The 22,811-nt window shown below is 53.8% G+C and carries 23 protein-coding genes; 18 read left to right on the top strand and 5 right to left on the bottom strand.

Annotated elements, in window-relative coordinates:
- Positions 1-11: 11 nt before the first annotated feature.
- The 7 genes from GSQ70_RS14965 to GSQ70_RS14935 all read left to right on the top strand — a co-directional run bounded on the left by GSQ70_RS14965 (position 12) and on the right by GSQ70_RS14935 (position 6,571).
- Complete coding sequence (locus tag GSQ70_RS14965; RefSeq protein WP_158783279.1) at positions 12-470, top strand: phage tail protein; 459 nt, start codon at positions 12-14, stop codon at positions 468-470.
- Positions 471-542: 72 nt separating this feature from the next.
- Positions 543-884, top strand: a complete 342-nt coding sequence (locus GSQ70_RS14960; RefSeq protein ID WP_158783278.1) for a phage tail protein — start codon at positions 543-545, stop codon at positions 882-884.
- 223 nt (positions 885-1,107) lie between these two features.
- Positions 1,108-4,089, top strand: coding sequence for a phage tail tape measure protein (locus GSQ70_RS14955; RefSeq protein ID WP_158783277.1), 2,982 nt, complete (start codon positions 1,108-1,110; stop codon positions 4,087-4,089).
- 6 nt (positions 4,090-4,095) lie between these two features.
- Positions 4,096-4,437 carry a phage tail protein gene (locus GSQ70_RS14950; RefSeq protein ID WP_158783276.1) on the top strand — a complete coding sequence of 114 codons (342 nt, stop codon included), beginning with the start codon at positions 4,096-4,098 and terminating at the stop codon, positions 4,435-4,437.
- 55 nt (positions 4,438-4,492) lie between these two features.
- Complete coding sequence (locus tag GSQ70_RS14945) at positions 4,493-5,230, top strand: phage minor tail protein L (protein WP_158783275.1); 738 nt, start codon at positions 4,493-4,495, stop codon at positions 5,228-5,230.
- Positions 5,231-5,232: 2 nt separating this feature from the next.
- Positions 5,233-5,952: a C40 family peptidase gene (locus GSQ70_RS14940; RefSeq protein WP_158783274.1), complete on the top strand. Its 720-nt coding sequence runs from the start codon at positions 5,233-5,235 to the stop codon at positions 5,950-5,952.
- The gene (locus tag GSQ70_RS14935) at positions 5,945-6,571 is read left to right on the top strand and encodes a tail assembly protein (protein ID WP_158783273.1); all 627 of its coding nucleotides are present in this window, start codon (positions 5,945-5,947) and stop codon (positions 6,569-6,571) included. Before GSQ70_RS14940 ends, GSQ70_RS14935 begins: the two co-directional genes overlap by 8 nt.
- Positions 6,572-6,643: 72 nt before the next feature.
- On the opposite strand, the gene GSQ70_RS14930 is transcribed toward GSQ70_RS14935, so the two are convergent.
- A complete protein-coding gene (locus GSQ70_RS14930; protein ID WP_158783272.1) occupies positions 6,644-6,865 on the bottom strand; it encodes a hypothetical protein in 222 nt (73 codons plus the stop codon).
- Between the two features lie 174 nt (positions 6,866-7,039).
- On the opposite strand from GSQ70_RS14930, the gene GSQ70_RS14925 reads away from it, so the two are divergent.
- From GSQ70_RS14925 to GSQ70_RS14910, 4 genes are all read left to right on the top strand, one after another.
- Positions 7,040-10,255: a host specificity protein J gene (locus tag GSQ70_RS14925; RefSeq protein ID WP_158783271.1), complete on the top strand. Its 3,216-nt coding sequence runs from the start codon at positions 7,040-7,042 to the stop codon at positions 10,253-10,255.
- Entirely contained in the window at positions 10,255-10,566 is a 312-nt protein-coding gene (locus GSQ70_RS14920; protein ID WP_158783270.1) for a hypothetical protein, read from the top strand. Before GSQ70_RS14925 ends, GSQ70_RS14920 begins: the two co-directional genes overlap by 1 nt.
- Positions 10,566-11,213, top strand: coding sequence for a hypothetical protein (locus GSQ70_RS14915; RefSeq protein ID WP_158783269.1), 648 nt, complete (start codon positions 10,566-10,568; stop codon positions 11,211-11,213). Before GSQ70_RS14920 ends, GSQ70_RS14915 begins: the two co-directional genes overlap by 1 nt.
- A 374-nt stretch (positions 11,214-11,587) precedes the next feature.
- Entirely contained in the window at positions 11,588-12,787 is a 1,200-nt protein-coding gene (locus tag GSQ70_RS14910) for a tail fiber domain-containing protein (protein ID WP_158783268.1), read from the top strand.
- A gap of 29 nt (positions 12,788-12,816) precedes the next feature.
- On the opposite strand, the gene GSQ70_RS14905 is transcribed toward GSQ70_RS14910, so the two are convergent.
- Positions 12,817-13,062, bottom strand: coding sequence for a DinI-like family protein (locus GSQ70_RS14905; protein ID WP_158783267.1), 246 nt, complete (start codon positions 13,060-13,062; stop codon positions 12,817-12,819).
- 551 nt (positions 13,063-13,613) lie between these two features.
- Between GSQ70_RS14905 and GSQ70_RS14900 the strand changes: the two genes are divergently transcribed.
- Positions 13,614-14,324, top strand: coding sequence for a Bax inhibitor-1/YccA family protein (locus tag GSQ70_RS14900; RefSeq protein ID WP_158783266.1), 711 nt, complete (start codon positions 13,614-13,616; stop codon positions 14,322-14,324).
- A 125-nt stretch (positions 14,325-14,449) separates the two neighbouring features.
- On the opposite strand, the gene GSQ70_RS14895 is transcribed toward GSQ70_RS14900, so the two are convergent.
- Genes GSQ70_RS14895 through GSQ70_RS14885 form a run of 3 tightly spaced genes read right to left on the bottom strand, consistent with a single transcriptional unit; the run spans position 14,450 to position 17,414 of the window.
- Complete coding sequence (locus GSQ70_RS14895; protein WP_158783265.1) at positions 14,450-15,415, bottom strand: lysylphosphatidylglycerol synthase domain-containing protein; 966 nt, start codon at positions 15,413-15,415, stop codon at positions 14,450-14,452.
- Positions 15,415-16,656, bottom strand: a complete 1,242-nt coding sequence (clsB, locus tag GSQ70_RS14890) for a cardiolipin synthase ClsB (protein ID WP_158783264.1) — start codon at positions 16,654-16,656, stop codon at positions 15,415-15,417. Before clsB ends, GSQ70_RS14895 begins: the two co-directional genes overlap by 1 nt.
- On the bottom strand, positions 16,653-17,414 hold the full coding sequence (locus GSQ70_RS14885) for an endonuclease/exonuclease/phosphatase family protein (RefSeq protein ID WP_158783263.1): 762 nt from the start codon (positions 17,412-17,414) through the stop codon (positions 16,653-16,655). The genes clsB and GSQ70_RS14885 overlap by 4 nt, the downstream gene beginning before the upstream one ends.
- A gap of 183 nt (positions 17,415-17,597) precedes the next feature.
- On the opposite strand from GSQ70_RS14885, the gene GSQ70_RS14880 reads away from it, so the two are divergent.
- From GSQ70_RS14880 to dusC, 6 genes are all read left to right on the top strand, one after another.
- Positions 17,598-17,987 (top strand): YbhQ family protein, encoded by a 390-nt coding sequence (locus tag GSQ70_RS14880; RefSeq protein ID WP_158783262.1) that lies wholly within the window; start codon positions 17,598-17,600, stop codon positions 17,985-17,987.
- A 121-nt stretch (positions 17,988-18,108) separates the two neighbouring features.
- A complete protein-coding gene (locus GSQ70_RS14875; protein WP_158783261.1) occupies positions 18,109-18,666 on the top strand; it encodes a cytochrome b in 558 nt (185 codons plus the stop codon).
- A 68-nt stretch (positions 18,667-18,734) separates the two neighbouring features.
- A complete protein-coding gene (locus GSQ70_RS14870; protein WP_158783260.1) occupies positions 18,735-19,253 on the top strand; it encodes a sigma-70 family RNA polymerase sigma factor in 519 nt (172 codons plus the stop codon).
- A complete protein-coding gene (locus GSQ70_RS14865; RefSeq protein ID WP_158783259.1) occupies positions 19,250-20,014 on the top strand; it encodes an anti-sigma factor in 765 nt (254 codons plus the stop codon). Before GSQ70_RS14870 ends, GSQ70_RS14865 begins: the two co-directional genes overlap by 4 nt.
- A 212-nt stretch (positions 20,015-20,226) precedes the next feature.
- Positions 20,227-21,630 carry an ATP-dependent RNA helicase RhlE gene (gene rhlE, locus GSQ70_RS14860; RefSeq protein ID WP_158783258.1) on the top strand — a complete coding sequence of 468 codons (1,404 nt, stop codon included), beginning with the start codon at positions 20,227-20,229 and terminating at the stop codon, positions 21,628-21,630.
- A gap of 131 nt (positions 21,631-21,761) precedes the next feature.
- Positions 21,762-22,709, top strand: coding sequence for a tRNA dihydrouridine(16) synthase DusC (gene dusC / locus GSQ70_RS14855; protein ID WP_158783257.1), 948 nt, complete (start codon positions 21,762-21,764; stop codon positions 22,707-22,709).
- Positions 22,710-22,811: the final 102 nt, after the last annotated feature.

Genomic DNA, 22,811 nt, shown 5'->3' with positions numbered 1-22,811 from the left:
GAGGCATTAAAATGGCAGATAATAAGAGTTCACCGGAATATGCAATGCTCCCGGCTGGTACAGTCGTTAAATGGGGTGCGTCCGGCGATGCTGTAGCCGATATGCAACCACTGATTAACTGTAAGGCGCTGGGCGCAACGGGTGCAACCGGGTCGTTCGTGGACTGCACCACCCTGATTGATACTCAGAAACAGTTTATTTCTGACCTTCCTGAAGGCCCGGAAAAGTCGCTGGGCTTCGTGGATGATCCGTCCAATACCAGTTTTACCGCGTTCCTGAATGCTGCTGAGCAGCGCCAGACCGTGCAGTTTTACGTTGAACTTCCTAACGGACGCACCGCCACAATGATTATGGCGCTCTCAGGCTGGCAGCTGAATGAAATTACGGCACCGGCCAGCGATGTTATCCAGATTACGGTAAACGGCAAACAGAACAACATTACCTGGGGATATAACGAGCCCGGCAGCTGATAAATCTGCCTGAACGAAATTTTCCGCTCATCTTTGTGCCGCCATTGTGCGGCTTTTTTATTGGGAAAAACAATGAAAGACCTTAAGTCACGCCTGTTATCACCTGTTTGCGACTCTCTTACCGTAACCATTCTTGGCGGCGAGTTTCTTATCCGTCGCCTGTCCGCATATGAACTGGCTGAATTTGAAGACAGGGCCGGACAACTGCGCATTGAAGACAATACCCGCGGTCTGGCACTGGCTGGCGCAGCGCTGGTGCTGAATGCGCTGGTGGATGAAGAAGGGAAGCCGGTTTCCGATTTGCCCGCACCAGATGAATTAATGAAGTCGCACTCCTATGCCTCGCTGATTGAGGCGCTGACGGTGGTCCAGCGTCACAGCTACGGCACGCTGGAGGAAGCGAAAAAAAACTGATGGACTCCCCGTGGCTGCAGCTGATTTTTTCACTGGCTGACCGCTTCGGGGAGTCAGACCCTCGCAAAATAGCCAGCCTGCCGGCTGAAATACTTCGTTACTGGGAGGCGTGGATATCCCTGACCGGCTGCGCTGGTAAAGTTACCCCACCTGCACCACCTGCTCCGGCTGTTCGTCCAGCAGTGGATCAACAATGTGCTGACGTTATGAGGATACTGGGACAATGAGTAGTGACGTAGCGGCCCTGTCGGTTGCCCTGCACCTTAACTCTGCAACGTTTAAATCGCAGATTACTGACGCATACCAGAAAGCGGGGCAGGCCAGCAAAAAATTCAACAACCAGGCTAAATCGCAGGCCGATGAACTGTCGGCTGCGATTGCCCGGACGGTTGATGCGGCCAAAAACATTGGCGGTCAGAGTGTCGGCTCAGATCAGTTTTCCGGCGTTACCCGTGGTGCCGGACAGCTGAACTTCGTACTGCATGAGGTCGCAGCAGGCAGCAATGTTGCCAGCAGCACAATCATTAATGCGCTGATCCCCGCCGTACACTCACTGAAATCTCAGCTGGACGGCAGTGCTGGCGGCTGGCAGACCCAGCAGGATGCGGCCCGCAACGCCGCGCAGGAACTGGCATCTGCAGCCCAGCAGCAAATCACCGTGGCGCAGGCAGAAAAGCAGGCGGCAATCAGTAAGGCAGCCATTGCTGAAAAAACGATTGCGGCAGCGGCAGCACAGCGCGAAGAAGCGATTGCCCTTGATGACTATTATGCCAAACGTGCTGAGGTTAACAAACAGTACGGGCTCAGCGTCAGCTATCAGGATGAACACCTGAAAAATGAACGCGCTATCGTCGAGGCTAACCGGCTGGAGGCTTCTGGCCTGGAAAAACTGAAGGCGGCTCAGGCGGCTGCACTGGCAGCGGACATTGCTGAAACAGAGGGCAAAGCTGCGCTGACAACGGCCACAGAGGCTGCTGCGGTGGCTAATACCCAGCTTTCTGTTTCACAGAGAATAGCGGCGACCAGCAGCAGGGCGCTGAGTACAGCCATGAGCCTGCTGGGTGGTCCGGTAGGTATTGGTCTGAGCGTGCTGGCGGCTGGTGGAACACTGATATACAGCGAGTTCAAGAAAGCTGAAGAACAGACCAAAAAACTCAATGCAGCCGTGCTGGACCTCAGCACATCCTCGCTTGTTTCATCAACCGACCTGAAACGCCTGAATGGTGAGTTGGGGGATACGGAAAACTCAGTAAGTGCTGTATCTGCTGCTGCAAAAGCGGGATTTTCTGGCCAGATGCTGACTCAGGTTGCCACGCTTGCCAATGCTTACGCTGAAGCAGGAGGTAGTGCCGATGACCTTGTGAAAAGTCTTTCGTCGCTCCGGGGCGATCCTGTAACCGCTATGGAAAAACTCACGGCATCTGGCGTGGCGCTTGGTGATTCTATCATCAATCAGGTGATGGCTCTCAGCCAGCGCGGGCAGACTGCGCAGGCCAGCCAGCTTTTGATTGAAGCAGCGATGGAGTCTGAGAAGGGAAGATTAAAAGAGCTCGGCGTTGAGGTTGATAAAACATCAGAGCAGGTCAATAACCTGGGGCAGGTATGGGGAACGGCGGGAAATCAGGCAGCAAGGGCGCTGGGTACGGCAATTGATAACACGCGCTATTTGCAAAAACTGCAAAAAGATTTCGATGAATCATCTGCAAAATATATTGCTGCAAGTAAGGCCGGTTATGCCGCTGTTCAGAATGAGCGTCTGAAAAATTCAGCGGGCCTGAGTAGCTATATGGCTGAAGGAACCAGTGCAGTGGAAAAACGCGCTGCGGCGCTGAAGAAACTGAACAACAGCATTTATTCCCCGGATTCATCAGATTACAAGCGAATCCTCAAAGGGATCAATGACGAGTACGATAAGGCCACAAAAAAGAGTAAGCCAAAGGCAGCCACTGGCGAAAGCGAAGGCCAGCGTACACTTGAGCAGGCACAACAGCGTAGCGCGGTACTGAAAGAGCAGGCGCAGACGACTGGAACCCTCACGGAATCAGAGCGCCAGCTTGCTGCGTTCGATCAGAAAATTTCTGGTCTGAAGGGCCAACACCTTACGGCCAGCCAGCAGAGCCTGGTTAACATGCAGGACCAGATCCGCGCACAGCTTCAGTCCAATACGTTGCTGGAGCGGGAAGCAGCACTTCGCAAAATTTCTGAGAAATATCAGGGCGAGGCAAAGAAATGGGCTGAAGAAGCGGCGGCCATGCAGCGCGAAGCAACGGCCAGCCTGGAAAAATACAGCCAGTCCGATCAGGAGTCTGCGCAGGCTGAAGCGAAACTTGCCATTGAGAACCGTTTCAGCCAGCGCCGGATTGCGCTTGATAAGGATTTCACCGATAAAACATCCGCTGAATATCAGGCTCGTCTGGTTGATCTGGAAAATGCCAAACAGCAGGAACTGCAGATCACTGAGAAAAGCGTAAGTGAGCGCCTGGCCGCTGAAGCCGATTACACCAGTGGGTTTCGCCGTGGCACGTTAAACTGGATTGACAGTGCACGCGATGCCAACAGCCAGATGGCGAGTTATGCCGGAAGCCTTTTTGACAGCATGACTGACTCAATCGCCACGTTCGCCACCACCGGTAAACTGAGCTTCAGGTCATTCACCACTTCAGTGCTGTCAGACCTTGCCAAAATAGCGGCCCGCGTCGCGTTGAGCAGTGCGCTACAAAGCATTGTTGGCACGGCGGGAAGTCTTTTCACGGGCAGTACTTCATCAGTAGGCAATGCAGGAACCGCTTTATCTGCCGGTAGTAACTCCAATCTGAGTTTTAACGCGAAAGGCGGCGTCTACAATTCCCCGTCCCTGAGCGCCTACAGCGGGCAGGTTTATAACTCTCCCCAGGTCTTTGCATTTGCCAAAGGTGCCGGAGTGTTCGGTGAGGCAGGGCCTGAGGCCATCATGCCACTGACCCGATCCGCTGATGGTTCGCTGGGCGTTCGGGCGGTTTCAGGCGGCAGCACCAGCCAGGGCGGTTCTACTTACATTCAGGTCGATGCGCCGGTGACCATTGTTCAGGGTGAAAGCAGTAGTGATGCCAGCAGTACCGGCACGGCTAATGCAGCAAGCCAGATTAAATCCATCGTCCAGAACACAATCACTGAGCGCCTGCGTAAAGAGATAGCGCCTGGCGGAATTCTATATAGCGGGAGATAAGGGCTGATGGCAACGGACACTTTTACCTGGTCGGCCAGGATTAACAGCAGTGAACAGCTTAAAGTTTCCACCAACGAGGCGCAGTTTGGTGATGGTTATAAGCAGATCAGCAGCATGGGGCTCAATACTGCTGCTGAAACATGGTCACTGACATGCAACGGAACGGCAGAGAATATGCTGCCGGTCCGTGAGTTTCTGAGCAATCACGTGATCAGCTCTTTCTGGTGGGCCAACGGATGGGGTGAGAAAAAACTTTACCGTGTTAAATCGGATTCAATCAATTCGAAGTTTGTTAACGGTGGATTCGTTGAAATAACGTTCACGTTTGAACAGGCATTTGCACCGTAACATGTCTCATAACGCATAACAGGACGCTCAGGCGTCCTTTTTTATTGGGTGGAATATGAGTTTTAACCAGGATATTCAGGCGTTGGAGCCGGGTCAACTGGTCCAGCTGATTGAGATTGATGGCACTGAGTTCGGTCTTGATAACGTGCTGCGCTTTCATGCTTACAACCTGCCTACAGAGGGCTGGGCCTCGTTCGCGGCTGAAAACCTCCCTTCCATTATCTGGCAGGGTAAAGAGTACGATCCGCATCCATATGAACTGAGCGGGCTGGAGATGACCAGTACCGGTTCACAGCCAACGCCAAAGCTGTCGGTAGGTAACGTGGGGAACTACGTCACAGCGCTGTGCCTTCAGTTCGACGACATGGTGAAAGCGAAGGTAAAAATCCATACCACGCTGGCTAAATATCTCGACGCGGCAAACTGGACTGCTGGCAACCCCAACGCCAACCCACAGGAAGAGCGGGTGCAACTGTTTTACGTCAATGCTAAATCGGCGGAGACGCGGGTACAGGTCGATTTTGAACTGTGCTCCCCGTTTGATATTCAAAGCCTGCAGCTGCCTACCCGACAGATTCTGCCCGTCTGCACGTGGTGCATGCGGGGCTGGTACAGAACCGGGACCGGATGTGATTACAACGGCTCAAAGTATTTTGCGAAGGATGGAACCGCGACGGATGACCCATCGAAAGACGTTTGCGGCGGGCGAATAGCTGACTGCAAGGCCCGTTTTGGCGACAGTGAGCCATTGCCGTTCGGGGGATACCCTGCCGCCAACCTGCAGGGGAAATAGTTATGCGCGAAAAACTGATGGCGGCTATCCGGGAGCATGTTGCCGCTGAATACCCCAAGGAAGCCTGTGGCGTGGTAGTACAGTCACAGAGCAGCCAGATTTATATTCCCTGCCGCAACACGTCAGATAAACCCACTGAACAATTTACCCTGGCACCGGATGACTACCTTTCTGCTGAACAGCAGGGCGAGGTATTAATGATTATTCACTCTCATCCGGATGTACCGACGCTGATCCCATCAGAGATGGACCGCATCCAGTGCGATCACTCCGGCGTTGAATGGGGAATTATGTCGTGGCCGGATGGCGACTTTTGCACATTATCGCCACGCGAAGATCGTGACCTTGTTGGCCGCCGCTGGGTGCTGGGCCATGCAGATTGCTGGACGCTGATCATGGACTACTACCGTCAGGAACACGGTATCACGCTCAGAAACTGGTCTGTCGATTACGAGTGGTGGGTTGATGGCAAAGAAAACCGCTATGACGACAACTGGCAGGCTGAAGGGTTTATCGAAGTTGACCCGGCAACTATGCATCAGGGCGACATGATAATGATGCAGATCGGCGCGCCAGTGACAAACCACGCTGCGATCTACCTGGGTGACAACATTATCCTGCATCACAATTTTGGCAACCTCTCCACGCGGGTACCGTATGGCGAATACTGGCGTAACCGGACAGTTAGGGTGGTGCGCAGAAAGGAGTTTATGAATGCTTAAAACGATGACGCTTAAAGGCGCAATGGCGCGTAAGTTTGGCAAGGTTCACCGATTCCATGTTGCCGACTTGCGAGAAATGCTCCGGGCCATGTGTTCACAGGTTCCAGGTTTCAAAAATTATGTTTCCAACGCTCACCTGCAGGGAGTCAGGTTCGCTTTCTTCAGCGGTAAAAACAATGTCGGCATTGAAGAGTTCGACATGTCCGGCTCTGCCACAGAGTTTCAGATGTTGCCCATCGCTGAGGGTGCAAAGCGCGGAGGTACGTTGCAGATAGTGATCGGGGCGGTGGCTCTGGTGGCTGCGTTCTTTACGGCTGGTGCATCATTTGCCGCGTTCGCAACGGCTGCTGGTGCCACTACAGCAGGCATCGCGGCAACCACTACTGCCCTGACCGGTCTGGGCCTGTCAATGATGCTGGGTGGTGTGGTGCAGATGCTGACGCCGCAGCCATCATATAACGTTGGTGCCTCATCCAGCACAGACAACAAACCTAACTATGCGTTTGGCGCTCCTGTTAATACCGTGGCAATGGGCTATCCCGTGCCGGTTTTATATGGGCAGCGTGAGATTGGCGGCGCGGTAATCAGCGCTGGTATTTTTTCAAGTGATCAACAGTAAGCCGAAAGGCGGGAATGGTTATGACCTATAAAAAAGATGAAAATGGGGTTACATTTTATAACCCCGATGGAACTATTCGTGTATATGTCCCACGCATTGTATCAACTCAGCCAGTTCATAAAAAGCAGATGAAGAGGAAGTGTTAGCAGGGTTCATTCCTGTTTCTTCAAGGTGGTTTACCAATACATCCCTCAATTTATTATTTTCTTTACTTAAAATATGAACGAGTGAAGACAGGGCCACTTGCAGTGCAATTATTCGTCCTTCATCATTCGCATTAGATTGAATATCCATAAATTTCCTTTTCAGAGGTAATCAGCCATCCCTCATGGTTTTGTGCGCCTGCGCCCAAACGCAGACGGGCTGAATCCTCAACATACGCTTAAGTGACAATCTGCAACATCCTGATATTCGATCAGTTATCAACCCGTGGCCGCCATTGTGCGGCCTTTTTTTTGTGAGCGACATATGCGACTTTTAGACGGTGCATTAATCCAGGGAAATAAAGGCGGAGGCGGCAGCTCTCACACGCCGGTTGAAGAAGCCGATGACTTGTTATCTATAGCAAAATTAAAAATGCTGCTGGCAATCTCCGAGGGGGAAATTCAGGGGGATTTAACCGCGCAGCAAATCTACCTGAACGATACTCAGTTGGCGAACGATGACGGCACATACAATTTCACTGGCGTGGTTTGGGATTACCGTAAAGGCACCCAGGATCAGACTTACATCCAGGGGATGCCGGAAATTGATAACGAGCTGTCGGCAGGCGTGGAAGTTACAACATCTTCCCCCTGGACCCGCCAGTTTACTAATCTTTCGCTCGATGCGGTACGAATCAAGCTGAGTCTGCCGGTACAGTATCAGTACAAAGATAATGGCGATATGGTCGGCACGGTCACGCAATATGCTATCGACCTGTCCACCGATGGTGGCGCATGGCAGACGGTTGTCAACGCCTCGTTCGACGGCAAGACCACCTCAGAATATCAGCGCGACCACCGCATCAATTTGCCTGCTTCGTCATCTGGCTGGTCAATTCGCGTCCGGCGTATCACTGCTGACTCCACATCATCAAAACTGATTAATGCCTTCAAGGTCTTCTCTTTTGCTGAGGTGCTCGACAGCAAATTGCGCTATCCGAATACCGCGCTGCTTTATATCGAGGTGGACAGCAGTCAGTTCAACGGCAGCGCACCGAAAGTCACCTGCAGACCAAAGGGGATGCTGGTGAGAATTCCCACCACATACGACCCGAACACGCGCACTTATAGCGGCACATGGCAGGGCGATTTCCGTTATGCCTATACCAATAATCCGGCCTGGATTTTTTACGATCTGGTTCTGGATAAAATCTACGGTATGGGTAATCGCGTTGACGCGACCATGATCGACAAGTGGGAACTGTACAGCATCTCCCAGTATTGTGATGAACCGGTATCAAACGGCGCAGGTGGTACAGAGCCGCGCTTTACCTGTAACTGCTATATCCAGAGCCAGGAAGACGCTTACACCGTGCTGAAGGATTTGGCCGCGGTATTCAGGGGGATCACCTTCTGGGGCAACGATCAGATTTATGTTCGTGCAGATGTGCCGCAGGAAGACAGCAACGGCAACGTGGCGGTGGATTTCGTCTATCACTCATCCAACATGATTGATGGATTTCCGACTTATGCGGGTGGCAGTTACAAAAACCGTTACACATCATGTCAGGTGAGCTGGTCCGATCCGCAGAATCATTACAGCGACACGGTTGAAGGTGTTTACGATTCTGACCTAGTGAACCGCTACGGCGTTAATGAAACCTCATTGACGGCAATCGGTTGCACATCTCAAAGTGAAGCGCATCGCAGGGGGCGATGGGCGATCCTCTCCAATGCGAAGGACGGGACAATTTCATTCGGTGTTGGGCTGGACGGCTATATTCCTCTGCCTGCTGAAATCATCGGTGTGGCCGACCCGTTCATGGCGGGAAAAACGAACGGTGGCCGCGTCAGTGCGGTAAATAACCAGAGCATAACCCTGGACAGGGCGGTTGACTATGCTGCAGGCGACAGGCTTGTGTTGAACCTGCCGGACGGCACGGCGCAGACCCGCACTATTGCCAGCATCAGCGACGATAAAAAGACCGTTCGTGTAAACACTGCTTTCAGTCAGACGCCGGTTGCCGGTGCGGTGTGGGCCATCGACAGTGACAACCTCGATATCCAGTATTTCCGCGTGACCTCAATCACATCCGGAGATAACGGAACATTCACTATTGCCGGGGTGCAGCACGATCCGAACAAATATCGTTACATCGATGACGGTGTGCGTATCGATTCTGCGCCGATCACTGTAACCCCAATCAGCGTAATGAAAGCCCCGGAAAATATCACCATCTCTGAAGCCAGCTTTGTGGAGCAGGGGTTATCAGTCTCGGCAATGCAGGTCACGTGGGATAAGTCACAGGACGCGATCAATTACGTGGCTCAGTGGCGCAAAGATAAAGGCGACTGGGTTAACGTGGGCCAGACCAGCGCCCAGGGTTTCACCATTCAGGGCATATACGCCGGGATTTACGATGTGCGGGTACGTGCTGTAAACGCTTCTGAAGTCTCTTCGCCGTGGGGGAACGCTCAGTCAACCACGCTTAACGGCAAGGTGGGCAAACCCGGCACGCCGGTGAATTTTCTTGCGACCGATAACGTTGTGTGGAATATCGATCTGACCTGGGCATTCCCTGACGGTTCCGGCGATACGTCCTACACCGAAATTGAGGTGGCGACCACGGCAGACGGGCTGAGTCCGCAATTTCTGGCTTACGTGCCTTATCCTGGCGTCAGTTACCAGCACGGGCCTATGCCTGCAGGAGTTCGCCGCTGGTATCGCGCCAGGCTGATTGACCGGATCGGGAATAAGGGCGACTGGACAGAGTTTGTGGCCGGGGCCAGTAATGCTGACGCCAACGATATTCTGGGAAATATAATCGAGGAGTTCATAACCTCGCCAGACGGAAAAGCGCTACTTGAACCGCTGCAGACTGACCCGGAATCCATTCTTCAGAACGTCATGGCGAACTATGACAGCGTCACGCAGTCCTGGGCGCAGTATGGTGATAACCGGGCCGGGATCGTTCATGCTGAGAAAGTCGCTGCAGACGCAGAAAGCTCGGTGGCGCAACTGGAAACGGATGTCACAGCAAAATTTGACGAAACGGAAGCCGCGCTGCAGGAGAAATTCACCGCCTACGCTGATGCATCCGGGGGATCGGCAATTTACACCCTGAAAACCGGGCTGAAGTATGGCGGTGTGAACTATGATGCTGGCCTTTCTGTTGCGGTTACGGTGAACGGAACCTCTGTAGACACTCGCGTGGCAATCAATGCCGATAAATTTGTGATCGCCAGTGGAAGCGGGAATAACGTTTATTCTCCGTTCACTGTACAAAACGGTCAGGTATTTATCAGTCAGGGATTCATCGGCACGGCCTGGATTGGGCGAGGCAATATAACCGATGTTCTTCAGTCAGATAATTATGTTGTAGGTCAGGCTGGACTTTCTCTCAACTTCAAAAATGGGCTGATTGAAAACTATGGCTCAGATGGCAATGGGGCAATGAAGCAGACCAATACCCAAATCAGCATTAAGGATGCAAATGGGGTATTACGATTCCAGGCCGGAAATATCACGGGGGTATTCTGATGACGTGGGGAGTGCAAACGTGGGATGCGGCAGGGAAGCCGAATAACTATGGCCTGGTGCCGGTCGCGCTGGTCGGCCAGATATCCTTGGATGCTGAACAGGTAAGCGGTTCATGGTCGTTCACCGTTCCTGCTGGCTACAGACTGGATTACCTCTACCTTCCAAAACTATCGGCTTACACACAAACTCGCAGGGCAATCACCATCAGCGGAGGAACGGTAACCGTTTCTTCAGCCAGCTCCAGCACATTTGGCTATGGCACCGAAATGGCATATGCAGCGTTTATTATTGTTTATCTGAGGAATGATTAATGTCTTACGGTGTTTATTTGACAACGACAGACGGGCGTCCATTCATCACGCCAGAATCAACGCCAGTGAGCCTGCTAACCAAGGTGACAGCCTCCGGGAATGGCAGCGCCTCGACTACTGTGAGTGTCGATACTTCACTTGTTAACATCCCCTTTATTCTCTCTGATGCACCTGCATTTGTCGGCGTTGGATATGGGGCAAACCAGTTAACCGTGAGCGCGCACCGGATGGATGACAGCGGCGGTGCGGTGAATTTGCAGGCATATATATTCTCGGTCGTCCCTCCTGCATTACCAAAATGGGGTATAGCTCTGTGGGATGCGACAGGTAAGTGTATTTTGACGAATGAAACCCGCGTTCTGAGAGATGTAACAACTATTGGTTCAAAAGGCGATGACAGCGCAGGGATAAATATCAATCAGTCAATTGCCGGGAAATGGGCGATTATGCCCGATATCGCCGGTTATCTTTACGGCGTGTATCAGCAGGCACCCATTGTTATCGTCCAGGGTTTTTATGCTCAATATAATGGGGCATCGACTCAGGTCAGTTCCGTACTGGCATCTTCGATACCAACCGGTACGCAGGGCAGCATAACAAACAGCAAAAATAGCATCAGAGCAATAGATGCATCTCTGTACGATTAGCAAATTCGATCATTTCGATCGATTTGGCGATTTGAATGATTTATCAGCAGGTTATCTAATGTGTTCATCTCTTATTGATGGACGCAATTATGAAGCTCATCTTAATTCTGACGTCAGCAATCCTGTTGTCTGCATGTCAGAAATTGCCAGCACCAGTCTGTACGGGAACGGCCATCGTCGGTGGTCAGGAAACGTCTGTGAATATTTATGGCATCCGTAAAGTTGTTAATCAGACGGAATATAAAGCAGGTCCGCCATTTAACTGGCAGTGGGTGAATAAATCAGCATTCACTCATACAACCTGTGATAAATAAATTAATTACGCATAACACAACCCGGCCATCGAGCCGGGTTTTTTACGTCCGGAGAAAATAATGTCAGCAGGCACCCTGTCAGTCACCAACCAGTCGGCAACTGTAACCGGCGCAGGTACAACCTTCACAACTGAATTAAAAACGGGCGACTTCATTGGCGTCATCGTCGGTGGAGTGCCTTATACGCTGGTGGTCCTCAATATTGATTCCGACACATCACTTACCATAGGTACGGCTTACACTGGGCCAACGAGCAGTGAATTAGCCTGGTATGCCGTTCCGGCCACGCTGCAGGTCGCGATCACTCAGAAGGTACTGAATGACGTTGCGACAATGACCAGGGGCATGATCCTCGACAAAGAGAACTGGCAGCAGGTATTCAGTGGCACTGGCACCATCACAGTAAAACTTCCGGATGGCAGCACTTACAGCGGACCGGCATGGAACGGCGTTGCAGCCAAGGGGGCCAACAGCGACATCACCGAACTCAAGGGGCTTACCACTGCGCTGTCATTAAATCAGGGGGGCACCGGGGCAACATCAAAAGATGGCGCCTGGGCTAATCTGGCAACATACGGAACAACTGCAGGTACGGCGGCACAAGGTAACGACGGTCGCTTAAACACTGTTGATGGCAAGTCAGGCGGGACAATCAACGGGTGGGTTTACCTGAACAATAACGCATCATCCGCATATAGTTCCCGATCTCAACTGCTTATTTTTGATGTATTAACTAACGGCGCATCACGCGGTAATGTCAATCTGTACAGTAACATAGATTCGACAGCGGCCAGGTCGTTTAAAATAGACGTTTACTCGGATTCTGCAAACGGGAAATCTTTCACTTTCCTTCAGGCATCAGGAAACGCTACCGCCTCAGGCTCATGGGTAAGCGGTTCAGATGAGCGGCATAAATCCAACATCACTTTAGTCCCTGACGCGCTGCGGGCCGTGCTGTCATGGCGTGGCTGCACCTATGACAAGCTCGATGGTGTTCCTGAGGTTGGCCTGATTGCGCAGGACATCGAGAAAGACTGCCCGATAGCTGTCATGAACGGCGGGCGTCGGGAGTTTACAAACGGCCTGGTGATTGAAGACTTTAAAAATCTCAACACATCAGGTGCTGCCGCTGCGTATCACACCGAAGCAATCAAGGCGTTGTTCAGTCTGGTCGAACTTGCGATAGTTGATCCAGATAGGGCGCTGGCTTCAATTGACGCTATCAAAGATGCACTTGCAGCTGCAGAACCATCCAGTTAGAGCACAAAGCCCGGTCGCCGGGCTACCAGTCACTCATCCTCTGCCAGCCACATATCCGCCTCATCAAACATCTCTTCAATCACTGCTGCCAGCTTGGCCTTATCGTTCTTGCTGGCGTCTGTCTGAATGCTGCTGTTACCCGCCATCGGTTTAACCCTCACATCAGCCTGTGGGAAGATGCGGTGAACCCGCTTCTCCAGTTCGGCCAGGATCAGCGACCTGGCGTTCGGCAGTCCATCAACATTCCGTTTGTCATAGATGAGTTCGACGTACATTTTGCGCTCCTGATTTTACTGGTTGGATGTACAGTATGGATATACTACAACCAAATAAAACGATTCTGCAAAACTATTTTTAATGTATTGAAATATAAGATTATTCGAAAGATGGATTTTTATTTAATTCGCAAGAAAAAAGTGCGGTAAATATATAAAAATCATAGAATTACCGCACTTTCATTTTTATACCAACTCAGCAAACCAATGGTAACGGTGAAACCAAGAGTGATGGTAAGCGCTCCGGTCAGGAGCATCAGGGTGCGGGTGCTCATTTTCCGCGTGCGGCGTGGCTGGCTGTTCATCAGGATTCCCCGGTGTCATAGGAGGTGCTATGTTTATAGAACTTCCTGTCAGGCGGTCTCCCTGTATTCTGACTATCGGCAGCAACCGCCCAATCTTTATCTCCGGCTGAACCATTTTTGCGTACCGGACTTCAACCGCAGTCTAACTGCCTGCGAAAAACGGTCTGCAGGGCTGGCTTAACCAGACCTGAATGTGCCAGACTTATCGCTACCAACGTTAAATTTAACCTTTACAAGGGGAGCATCATGGATCGATATCCACGTTCCAACGGTTCAATTGTTTCGCAGGCTGGTACCGGGCTGCAGACCTATATGGCTCAGGTCTATGGCTGGATGACCTGTGGTCTGTTACTGACTGCATTTGTTTCATGGTTTGCCGCTAACACACCGGCGGTGATGGAGCTGGTTTTCGCTAACCGCATCACTTTCTTTGGCCTGATCATCGTTCAGCTTGGTCTGGTCTTTGTGCTGTCAGGCATGGTGCATAAACTCAGCGGCGCGGCGGCGACCGGCCTGTTTATGCTCTACTCGGCGCTCACCGGGCTGACCATGGCGAGCATTTTCCTGGTCTACACCTACTCTTCAATCGCCAGTACTTTCCTGGTCACCGGCGGGATGTTCGGTGCGATGAGCTTCTGGGGTTATACCACCAGGCGTGACCTGAGCGGCATGGGCAGCATGTTGTTTATGGCGCTGATCGGTATTGTGCTGGCTTCACTGGTTAACATGTGGCTGAAAAGCACGGCACTGATGTGGGCGGTGACCTATATCGGCGTGGTGGTGTTTGTGGGCCTGACCGCTTACGACACGCAGAAGCTGAAAAACATCGGTGAGAACATCAATACTGATGATAAAGAGAACCTGCGTCGATACTCCATTATGGGCGCGCTGACGCTGTATCTGGACTTCATCAATCTGTTCCTGATGCTGCTGCGTATCTTCGGTAACCGCCGCTAGGTGCTGAACTGGCGGGCGAATAGTTTGCCTGCTGCAAGGGCATGCACGAAGGGCCGGGGAGGAACCTGTTCCGACCGGCCAATGACTGGTACGAATCGATAGGGCGGAATTTATTCCGCCTTTTTTTAAGATTTCTGCATCTCCCGCTGATTTTTCTGCTTCAGGGTTTTGGCCCGACTCTCCAGCCACAGATAGAGCACCAGCGCCAGCAGCAACGGGGCGATAAAATAGAGCACCCGGTAAGCCAGCAGGGCAGCGATAATAGTGCCGTGCGACAGATGGTCGCCGCTCAGCAGCGCCAGAAATACCGCCTCCAGCACGCCAATCCCCGCCGGAATATGGATAATCACCCCGGCTATACTGCTGATCAGCAACACTCCCAGCACCTGCGGATAATCGACTTTCTCTGCCAGCAGCAGCCAGATAATCGCGCCCATCACCAGCCAGTTAGCGCTGGAAACGGCAAACTGCAGCAGCGCCATACGAAACGAGGGAAGCGCCAGTTTGTGGCCTTTTACCGTCCAGCGACGGCGCCTGGAGAAGGCACACAGCGCCAGATAAATTACTACGAAGGAGAGCAGCGCCACGCCAATGGTGCGCAGCGTTCCCTCGCCGATAAACCATCCGGCAGGTATCGGTACCATCCCGGCGCTGAATACCACACCGGACACCAGCACATAGCCCAGCCAGTTGGTGGCGATACTCAGTGAAAATATCCGCGTAATGGTGCTGCCCTCCAGCCCCAGACGGGAGTAGAGCCGGTAGCGCATAGCCACACCGCCAACCCATGTACTCAGCGTCAGGTTGAAGGCGTAACAGACAAACGAGACCAGCATCACCTGACGTTTTTGCAGTTTATGACCGCAGTACGCCTGACCAATCAAGTCGTAGACGCCATAAGTCAGATAGCTGACCACCACCAGCGCCACGGAGCCGAAAATCGCCACGCGGTTATAGTTGCCGATCACGTTGATCACGTCATGCCAGTTCACTTTGCGGGCATAAATCACCAGCAGCACAATCACGGCAATAAAAAACAGCCAAGTGAGGGCTTTCTTCACCCACTTCCAGCGGGAATGTCCTTCAGCCATCAGGGTTTCACTCTCTCTTTGGGATCCACACGATCCTGGGTTTCCATTTCAGGCTGCACCGGCGGCGGCACCTGTGCCAGCTTCGGCGTATGAGCGGGCAGCCAGCCAGCAATGGCCGGAAAGTGGCGCAGGAAGTGAAACACCACCACGCTTTTTGATAACTGCCACCAGTTTTGCTTTGGCAACTGGCTCTCTTCCACCCGCTGGCACTCTTCAGCCAGTAACCGGTTCAGCTCGTTACGCAGCACCTGATTAAAGGCGCGGTCGTGGATCATCAGGTTGGCTTCCAGGTTGAGCGACAGGCTCAGCGGATCAAGATTGCTGGATCCAACCGTCGACCATTGAGTGTCCTGCACCGCGATTTTGGCGTGCAGTGGACGACGGATATATTCATAAATCTCCACGCCGCCGCCGACCAGATAGTTGTACAGCAACTCGGCTCCGACCTTGACGATCGGCATATCCGGTTCACCCTGCACAATCAGCTTCACCGTGACGCCACGCTGCGCCGCACTGCGCATCTCCCGCAGCAGATGGTAACCGGGAAAGAAGTAGGCGTTGGCGATGATCACTTCCTGTTTGGCTTCGCGCAGCATCGTAATGTAGTGCTGCTCGATATCGTCCCGGTGCTCGTCGTTATCACGCCAGACAAACAGTACCTGTGCTTCGCCCGGCGTGGCATTGTGTGCCGGGCGGTGCGATCGGCCACCCCACCAGCGACGTGGCACTTGTTGACTGCTGATCGCCTGGCGGACGTAGCGGGTGATGTCATCAACAATCGGACCGCGCACCTCAACGGCATAATCCTGCTTGGCTTCCGGCCCATAGCTGGAGTTATGCTCTGACGAAAAATTGATGCCGCCGACAAAGGCAATCACCCCGTCGCAGACCACGGTTTTACGATGCAGGCGGCGAAAGATATTGGTTCGCATACCCAGCACCAGCGGGCGGGGATCGTAATAAAGGAAACGCACGCCAGCAGCAGTCAGAGTGCTGATAAACTCGTCGGAAAGATCGTTGGAGCCGTAGCCATCCAGCATCATTTCCACTTTCACGCCACGTTGAGCCGCTTCCAGCAGCACAGCGTGCAACTGTTTTCCCACCTGATCTTCAAACAGAATAAAGGTCTCCAGCAGCACCGTCTCTTTTGAGCGACGGATTGCCTCAAACACCCGCGGGAAATACTGCTCTCCGTTGGCAAGCAGTCGCAGGCGGTTACCGTCACGCCATTCCATTTTCATAGGTGAATCTCCACCGCCAGTGGCGCGTGATCGGACAGGTGTGACCAGGGGCGCAGAGGAATGGTCTGCGGGTGGCTGATCCCGGCGTTACGAACATAGATGCGGTCAAGCCGCAGCAGGGGAAAGCGGGCAGGGAAGGTACGCGCCGGGCGACCGGACTTGCGGCTGAAAACTTCTTCCATTCCGGCTCCCCGTTTCAAGATCGCGTTGGCTTTTTGCTGCCAGTCGTTGAAATCACCCGCCACCACCACCGGCGCGTTTTCAGGCAGGCTGTTAATCAGTTCGCAAAGCATTGTCAGTTGTGCCGCGCGATGGGCGTCACGCAGCCCCAGATGTACGCAGATTGCATGCAGCGTGGTTTGAGTATGGGGAATGGTCACCTTACAGTGCAGCAGGCCACGTTTTTCCGTGCCCTGCACTGAAATGTCCCGGTTCTCATACTCCACAATGGGAAAACGGGACAGGACGGCGTTGCCGTGGTCGCCTTCCGGGTAGACCGCATTGCGACCATAGGCGAAATCATTCCACATCGTGTCAGCAAGAAATTCGTAATGAGGCGTGTCGGGCCAGTTTTCCACCTGCAATTTGTGGACCGCGTGGGCACCCATCACCTCCTGGAGAAAGACGATATCCGCTGAGGTGGCCCTGACGGCATCACGCAGTTCAGGCAGAATAAAACGTCGGTTAAAAGCGTTAAAACCCATGTGTGTATTGATCGTCAGGACTTTTAATGAAAATCCTTGCGCGTTTTGTGACATACTGTGCGCGCTCTCCTTTTCGACAGACAAAGAATAAAGTGTAGTCTTTGTCACAAAAGAGTGCCGACAAGCCGCGATCTTTGCGGCATTATCCGAAAACTACGTTAGTCTGAGGAAATTCGTTATCACGCTACTGTGGTAACAAGGCTGGGCGACCTCTGTTGGGTCTGCCAGGAGAAAACAATGAAATGGTCTAATCGTATTCAGATTGTCACCGGACAAACCTGTGTACATATCACGCTGCACCTCCTGCTGATTGCCGGACTGGTGTGGGGATGGAAGCACCAGACACTGCTGCAGGTCAGTACGGTATTTCTGGCGATGTATGCCAGCGTATTTGCCGCGATGCTGATGACTCAACGCAGCCCTCGTTTACGTCGTGTTGGCGACTTCCTGGAAGATGTCACCACCACGTATTATTTTGGGGCCGCCATGCTGGTGCTGTATCTTTTGTCCCGCGTGATCCACAACAACCTGCTACTGGGTGTTGTAGGTGTGCTGATGCTGACCGGACCCGCCGTGGTCTCTCTGCTGGCTAAAGAGCCTGTTCGCGCTCGCCAGCGTCACCGCTGATGCACTACGGGCCGCCGTAGGGTGGCCCGTTCTTTATCTCTCCCTTCTTTTTTTCAAAATAAACTGAATAAAATCCCGTTCTGAACTGTTCACTCTGTAAATCACTCAGGGGAACGCTACCATGCGCCAGACTTCCACTTCGTCGCACTACGATCGCTTATCCATCACGCTGCACTGGCTGACCGCGCTCGACGTAATTTTTCTCTTTGCCAGTTTTCAGGTCTGGTCACGACTGGAGCGTGGCACGCCACTTCGTCACAGCCTGCAGTCCTGGCATATCTCCTTCGGCATTCTGCTGGCAGTGCTGATGATTGCGCGCATTGTCTGGCGGGTCAGTAAAGGCCGTCGTCTGCCTCCGGCGACGCCTTCACGCGCGTTGCACATTGGGGCAAAAGCGGTACACGGGCTGCTTTATCTGATGCTGATTGCGCAGGTGGTGCTCGGTTTCCTGTTCCGCTGGGCGCAGGGCGAAGAGTTTGCCTTTTTTGGATTCGGCGACATGTCCGATCTGATTTATGTTGATGGCTCTCTGCGCCATTTGCTGGGAACCCTGCATTACTACAATGCCTGGGGGATTATTGTCCTTGCCGGTGGCCATGCGCTGGTGGCGCTGTTTCACCACTATGCGCTGAAGGATCCTACACTCAGAAGAATGATCCCCGGGCTGAAAATCCGCTGACGGGGCTTTTATCTTCTCCCGGGGGCACGGTAAAAAAGGGGCTTATGGGATGCTTTTAAGGAGTCCGGGTGAGTAACAGCGTGGATATTCGTGGCGAACTCCCTCTCTATCTGGCGCGGCTGTGGCGCTACGGGCTGGTATTGTCCCGCAAGCGCGACGTGGCGGAAGATCTGGTGCAGGCAACCTGCCTGCGGGCGCTGGAAAAAAGCAGCCAGTTTACGCCGGGCACGCGGCTCGATCGCTGGCTGTTCTCCATCCTGCACTCTATCTGGATCAATCAGGTGCGTGCCAGCCACCTGACCCGTCAGCAAAATATAGACGAGCTGGACAGGCAGGCGTTTCAGGTCGCGGAGAGTGACGTTGACCGGCTATGGGCGCAACAGGTGCGCGACCGCGTTAACGGGCTGCCGGAAGCGCAGCGCAATGCGGTTTTCCTGGTCTACGTCGAAGGGTTTACCTATCAGGAAGCGGCCGACACGCTGACCGTCCCCATCGGTACGATCATGAGCAGGCTGGCGAATGCCCGCCTCGCGCTGGCAAAAGACCCGGGGCTGCAACAGCAGCGCAGAAAAGGAGGGCAGCCATGAGCTGGATTATCAACGCACCGCTGTCAGACGAAATGCTGGTGGCTTATCTCGACAATCAGCTAAACGACAGCCAGTCGCAACAGGTTGAGAAGATGCTAAATGAAGATCCGGAGCTGGTGATGCGTCTGAATCAGCTGGATTCTGCCAGCCTCGATTTTGCAGCGGCGTTTTCCCCGCTGCTGGATGAGGCTCCGCTCAAACCGATGCAGGAAAAATTGACAATCCACCCGCAACAAGCCCCACAGGGGATCAGCCGCCGCACGCTGATTGCCGCTACCGTTTCCGCGTTGGCAATAGGCCTGGTGGGGGGAATGAAAGGCAGGCGTCTGTTCGATAACGACGATGGCTGGCGTGATACCGTGGCGCAATATATGGCGCTGTACACCCGTGAAACGCTGAGCGGCGGCAGCCTGACACCTGCTGCTGCGAGTGAACAGCTCGCTCTGGTCAGCCAGCGCCTTGGCCTGCAGTTGAATGCCACAGTATTAACCCTGTCAGACAGCGAATTCAAAGGAGCGAGAATGCTCAGCTATGACGGCGTGTCGATTGCGCAGATTGTCTGGCAGGACCGGCAGTCCGGCCCGCTGGCGCTTTGTATCACTGCCGCTTCACAACCTGAAGATACCGCCTTCAGCCAGGAAAAGCGGCGTGGGATGAACGTGGTTTACTGGCGGCAGCAGCACTACAAATTTATGCTGATTGGTCATAGCAGTGCCAGGCAACTGCGGGAGATGGCTCAGAATCTTGCGGAGGCTGTGTGACGGAATCGCTTCGCCCTCGCTGGTAAAAGAGAGATTTTCCCCCCGCCAAAAGAAACACTCCCGGTGCTGATGTAATGTCTGTTATAATCCGCCCCTTACGCACCGTGGTTTGTGCTCCCTTTCAAACGTCAGGCGAAGCCTGGCGTCATATTCTCCCCCTGGAAACTACACCGCTTATTGCGGTCAGGGCGGATCCGGAGTCAGTCAATTTTATGTCATTTGATTCTCTCGGCCTGAACGCCGACATTTTGCGTGCTGTTGCAGAACAGGGTTATAACGAGCCAACGCCAATCCAGCTGCAGGCTATTCCTGTGGTGCTGGCGGGCCGCGACCTGATGGCCAGCGCGCAGACCGGTACCGGTAAAACGGCCGGTTTTACGCTGCCTCTGCTGCAGCTGCTCAGCAGCGCGAACCCGCACCCAAAAGGGCGCCGTCCGGTTCGTGCGCTGATCCTGACCCCCACCCGCGAACTGGCGGCCCAGGTCGGTGAAAACGTCCACGATTACTCTAAGTATCTCGACCTGCGCTCGCTGGTGGTGTTCGGCGGCGTCAGCATCAACCCGCAAATGATGAAGCTGCGTGGCGGTGTGGATGTGCTGGTTGCCACCCCTGGCCGCCTGCTGGATCTGGAGCATCAGAATGCGCTGGATCTCTCCCAGGTGGAGATTCTGGTGCTGGACGAAGCCGATCGTATGCTGGATATGGGCTTTATCCATGATATCCGTCGCGTGCTGGCCAAGCTGCCTGCGAAGCGTCAGAACCTGCTATTCTCGGCCACCTTCTCTGATGAGATTAAAGGTCTGGCGGAAAAACTGCTGCACAACCCTGAGCAGGTTGAAGTGGCCCGTCGTAACACCGCTTCCGAGCAGGTTACGCAGCACGTGCACTTCGTCGACAAAAAGCGTAAGCGGGAACTGCTCTCCTTCCTGATTGGCCGTGATAACTGGCAGCAGGTACTGGTGTTCACCCGGACCAAGCACGGTGCTAACCACCTGGCTGAACAGCTGAACAAAGACGGTATCACAGCCGCAGCGATTCACGGTAACAAGAGCCAGGGCGCTCGTACCCGCGCACTGAGCGATTTTAAAGAAGGCAAAATTCGCGTGCTGGTGGCGACGGATATCGCCGCGCGTGGGATTGATATTTCTGAGCTGCCGCATGTGGTGAACTACGAGCTGCCAAACGTGCCGGAAGATTACGTGCACCGCATCGGTCGTACCGGTCGTGCTGCGGCAACCGGTGAAGCGCTGTCGCTGGTTTGTGTGGATGAACACAAACTGCTGCGTGACATTGAGCGTGTACTGAAGCGTGAGATCCCACGTATTGCTATCGAAGGCTATGAGCCGGACCCGTCAATTAAAGCGGAGCCGATTCAGAATGGTCGTCAGCAGCGCGGTGGTGGTAACGGCGGCGGTCGTGGCCGTGGTGCGCCTCAGGGCAACCGTGGCAACGGCGGCGGCGAGCGCGGTCAGTCTGCCGGTGGCGAACGCAGCCAGGGCAACGGCCAGCGTCGTCATGGGGCAGGTGCCGGTGCGGCACGTGGCGCGAAGCCGGAAGGCAGCAGCAACGGTGCACCACGCAACAAAACCCGTCAGCGCCGTTCTAACCCTGCATAACGGTTAAGCCTGAGCGCCGGTTCCGATCCGGCGTAAGGCCATTTTCCGTCAACGCACTCTTCGCGGTATGACGGGAACTCTCTCCGGGGGATCGCCAGATCCCCTTATCTCAGCGACGAATGAGTTGTGACATGCGCGTTTTACTTGCCCCGATGGAGGGCGTGCTGGACTCCCTGGTGCGCGAACTGCTCACCGACGTCAACGATTACGATCTCTGCATCACGGAATTTCTGCGGGTCGTTGACCAGCTCTTGCCGGTCAAATCCTTTCATCGCCTCTGCCCCGAACTGCTCCATGCCAGCCGCACTCCCTCTGGTACGCTGGTGCGTATTCAACTGCTGGGCCAGTACCCTGAATGGCTGGCGGAAAACGCTGCCCGCGCGGTGGAATTAGGATCATGGGGTGTCGATCTGAACTGTGGCTGCCCGTCGAAAACGGTCAACGGCAGCGGTGGTGGAGCGACACTGCTGAAAGATCCCGAACTGATTTATCGTGGTGCAAAAGCCATGCGTGAAGCGGTGCCGGATCATCTGCCGGTCACGGTTAAAGTACGGCTGGGCTGGGAGTCGGGCGATCGGCAGTTTGAAATTGCCGATGCGGTACAGCAGGCGGGCGCGACCGAACTGGCGGTTCACGGCCGCACCAAAGAAGACGGTTATAAAGCCGAGCGCATCAACTGGGCTGCAATCGGCGAAATCCGCCAGCGCCTGAGCATCCCGGTAATCGCTAACGGCGAGATCTGGGGCTGGCAAAGCGCGCAGGAGTGCATGCGGGTGACCGGCTGCGATGCGGTGATGATTGGTCGGGGTGCGCTGAACGTGCCGAATCTGAGCAGAGTGATTAAATATAACGAGCCGCGAATGCCATGGGCAGGTGTGGTGACGCTGCTGCATAAATACGTGCAGCTGGAGAAGCAGGGCGATACCGGCCTGTACCACGTAGCCAGGATCAAGCAATGGCTGGGGTATCTGCGTAAAGAGTATGAGGAGGCCAGCGACCTGTTCAGCCATATCCGGGCGCTGAAGACCTCCGGCGAGATCGCCAGCTTTATCGATCGTTATGCTTTGTCCTTCGCCTGAGCGGCGAAAAAAATTTTATTCTGTCAGGCCGCCCTCGCAAGGCGAAAGCGGCTAACATTTACCTTATGCCCGGATCAGAGCGGCTGGCATAAGTGCCATTCA

Source organism: Pantoea sp. BAV 3049, from assembly GCF_009765445.1.
GTDB lineage: Bacteria > Pseudomonadota > Gammaproteobacteria > Enterobacterales > Enterobacteriaceae > Erwinia.
This window is presented reverse-complemented; position numbering and strand designations above follow the sequence as displayed.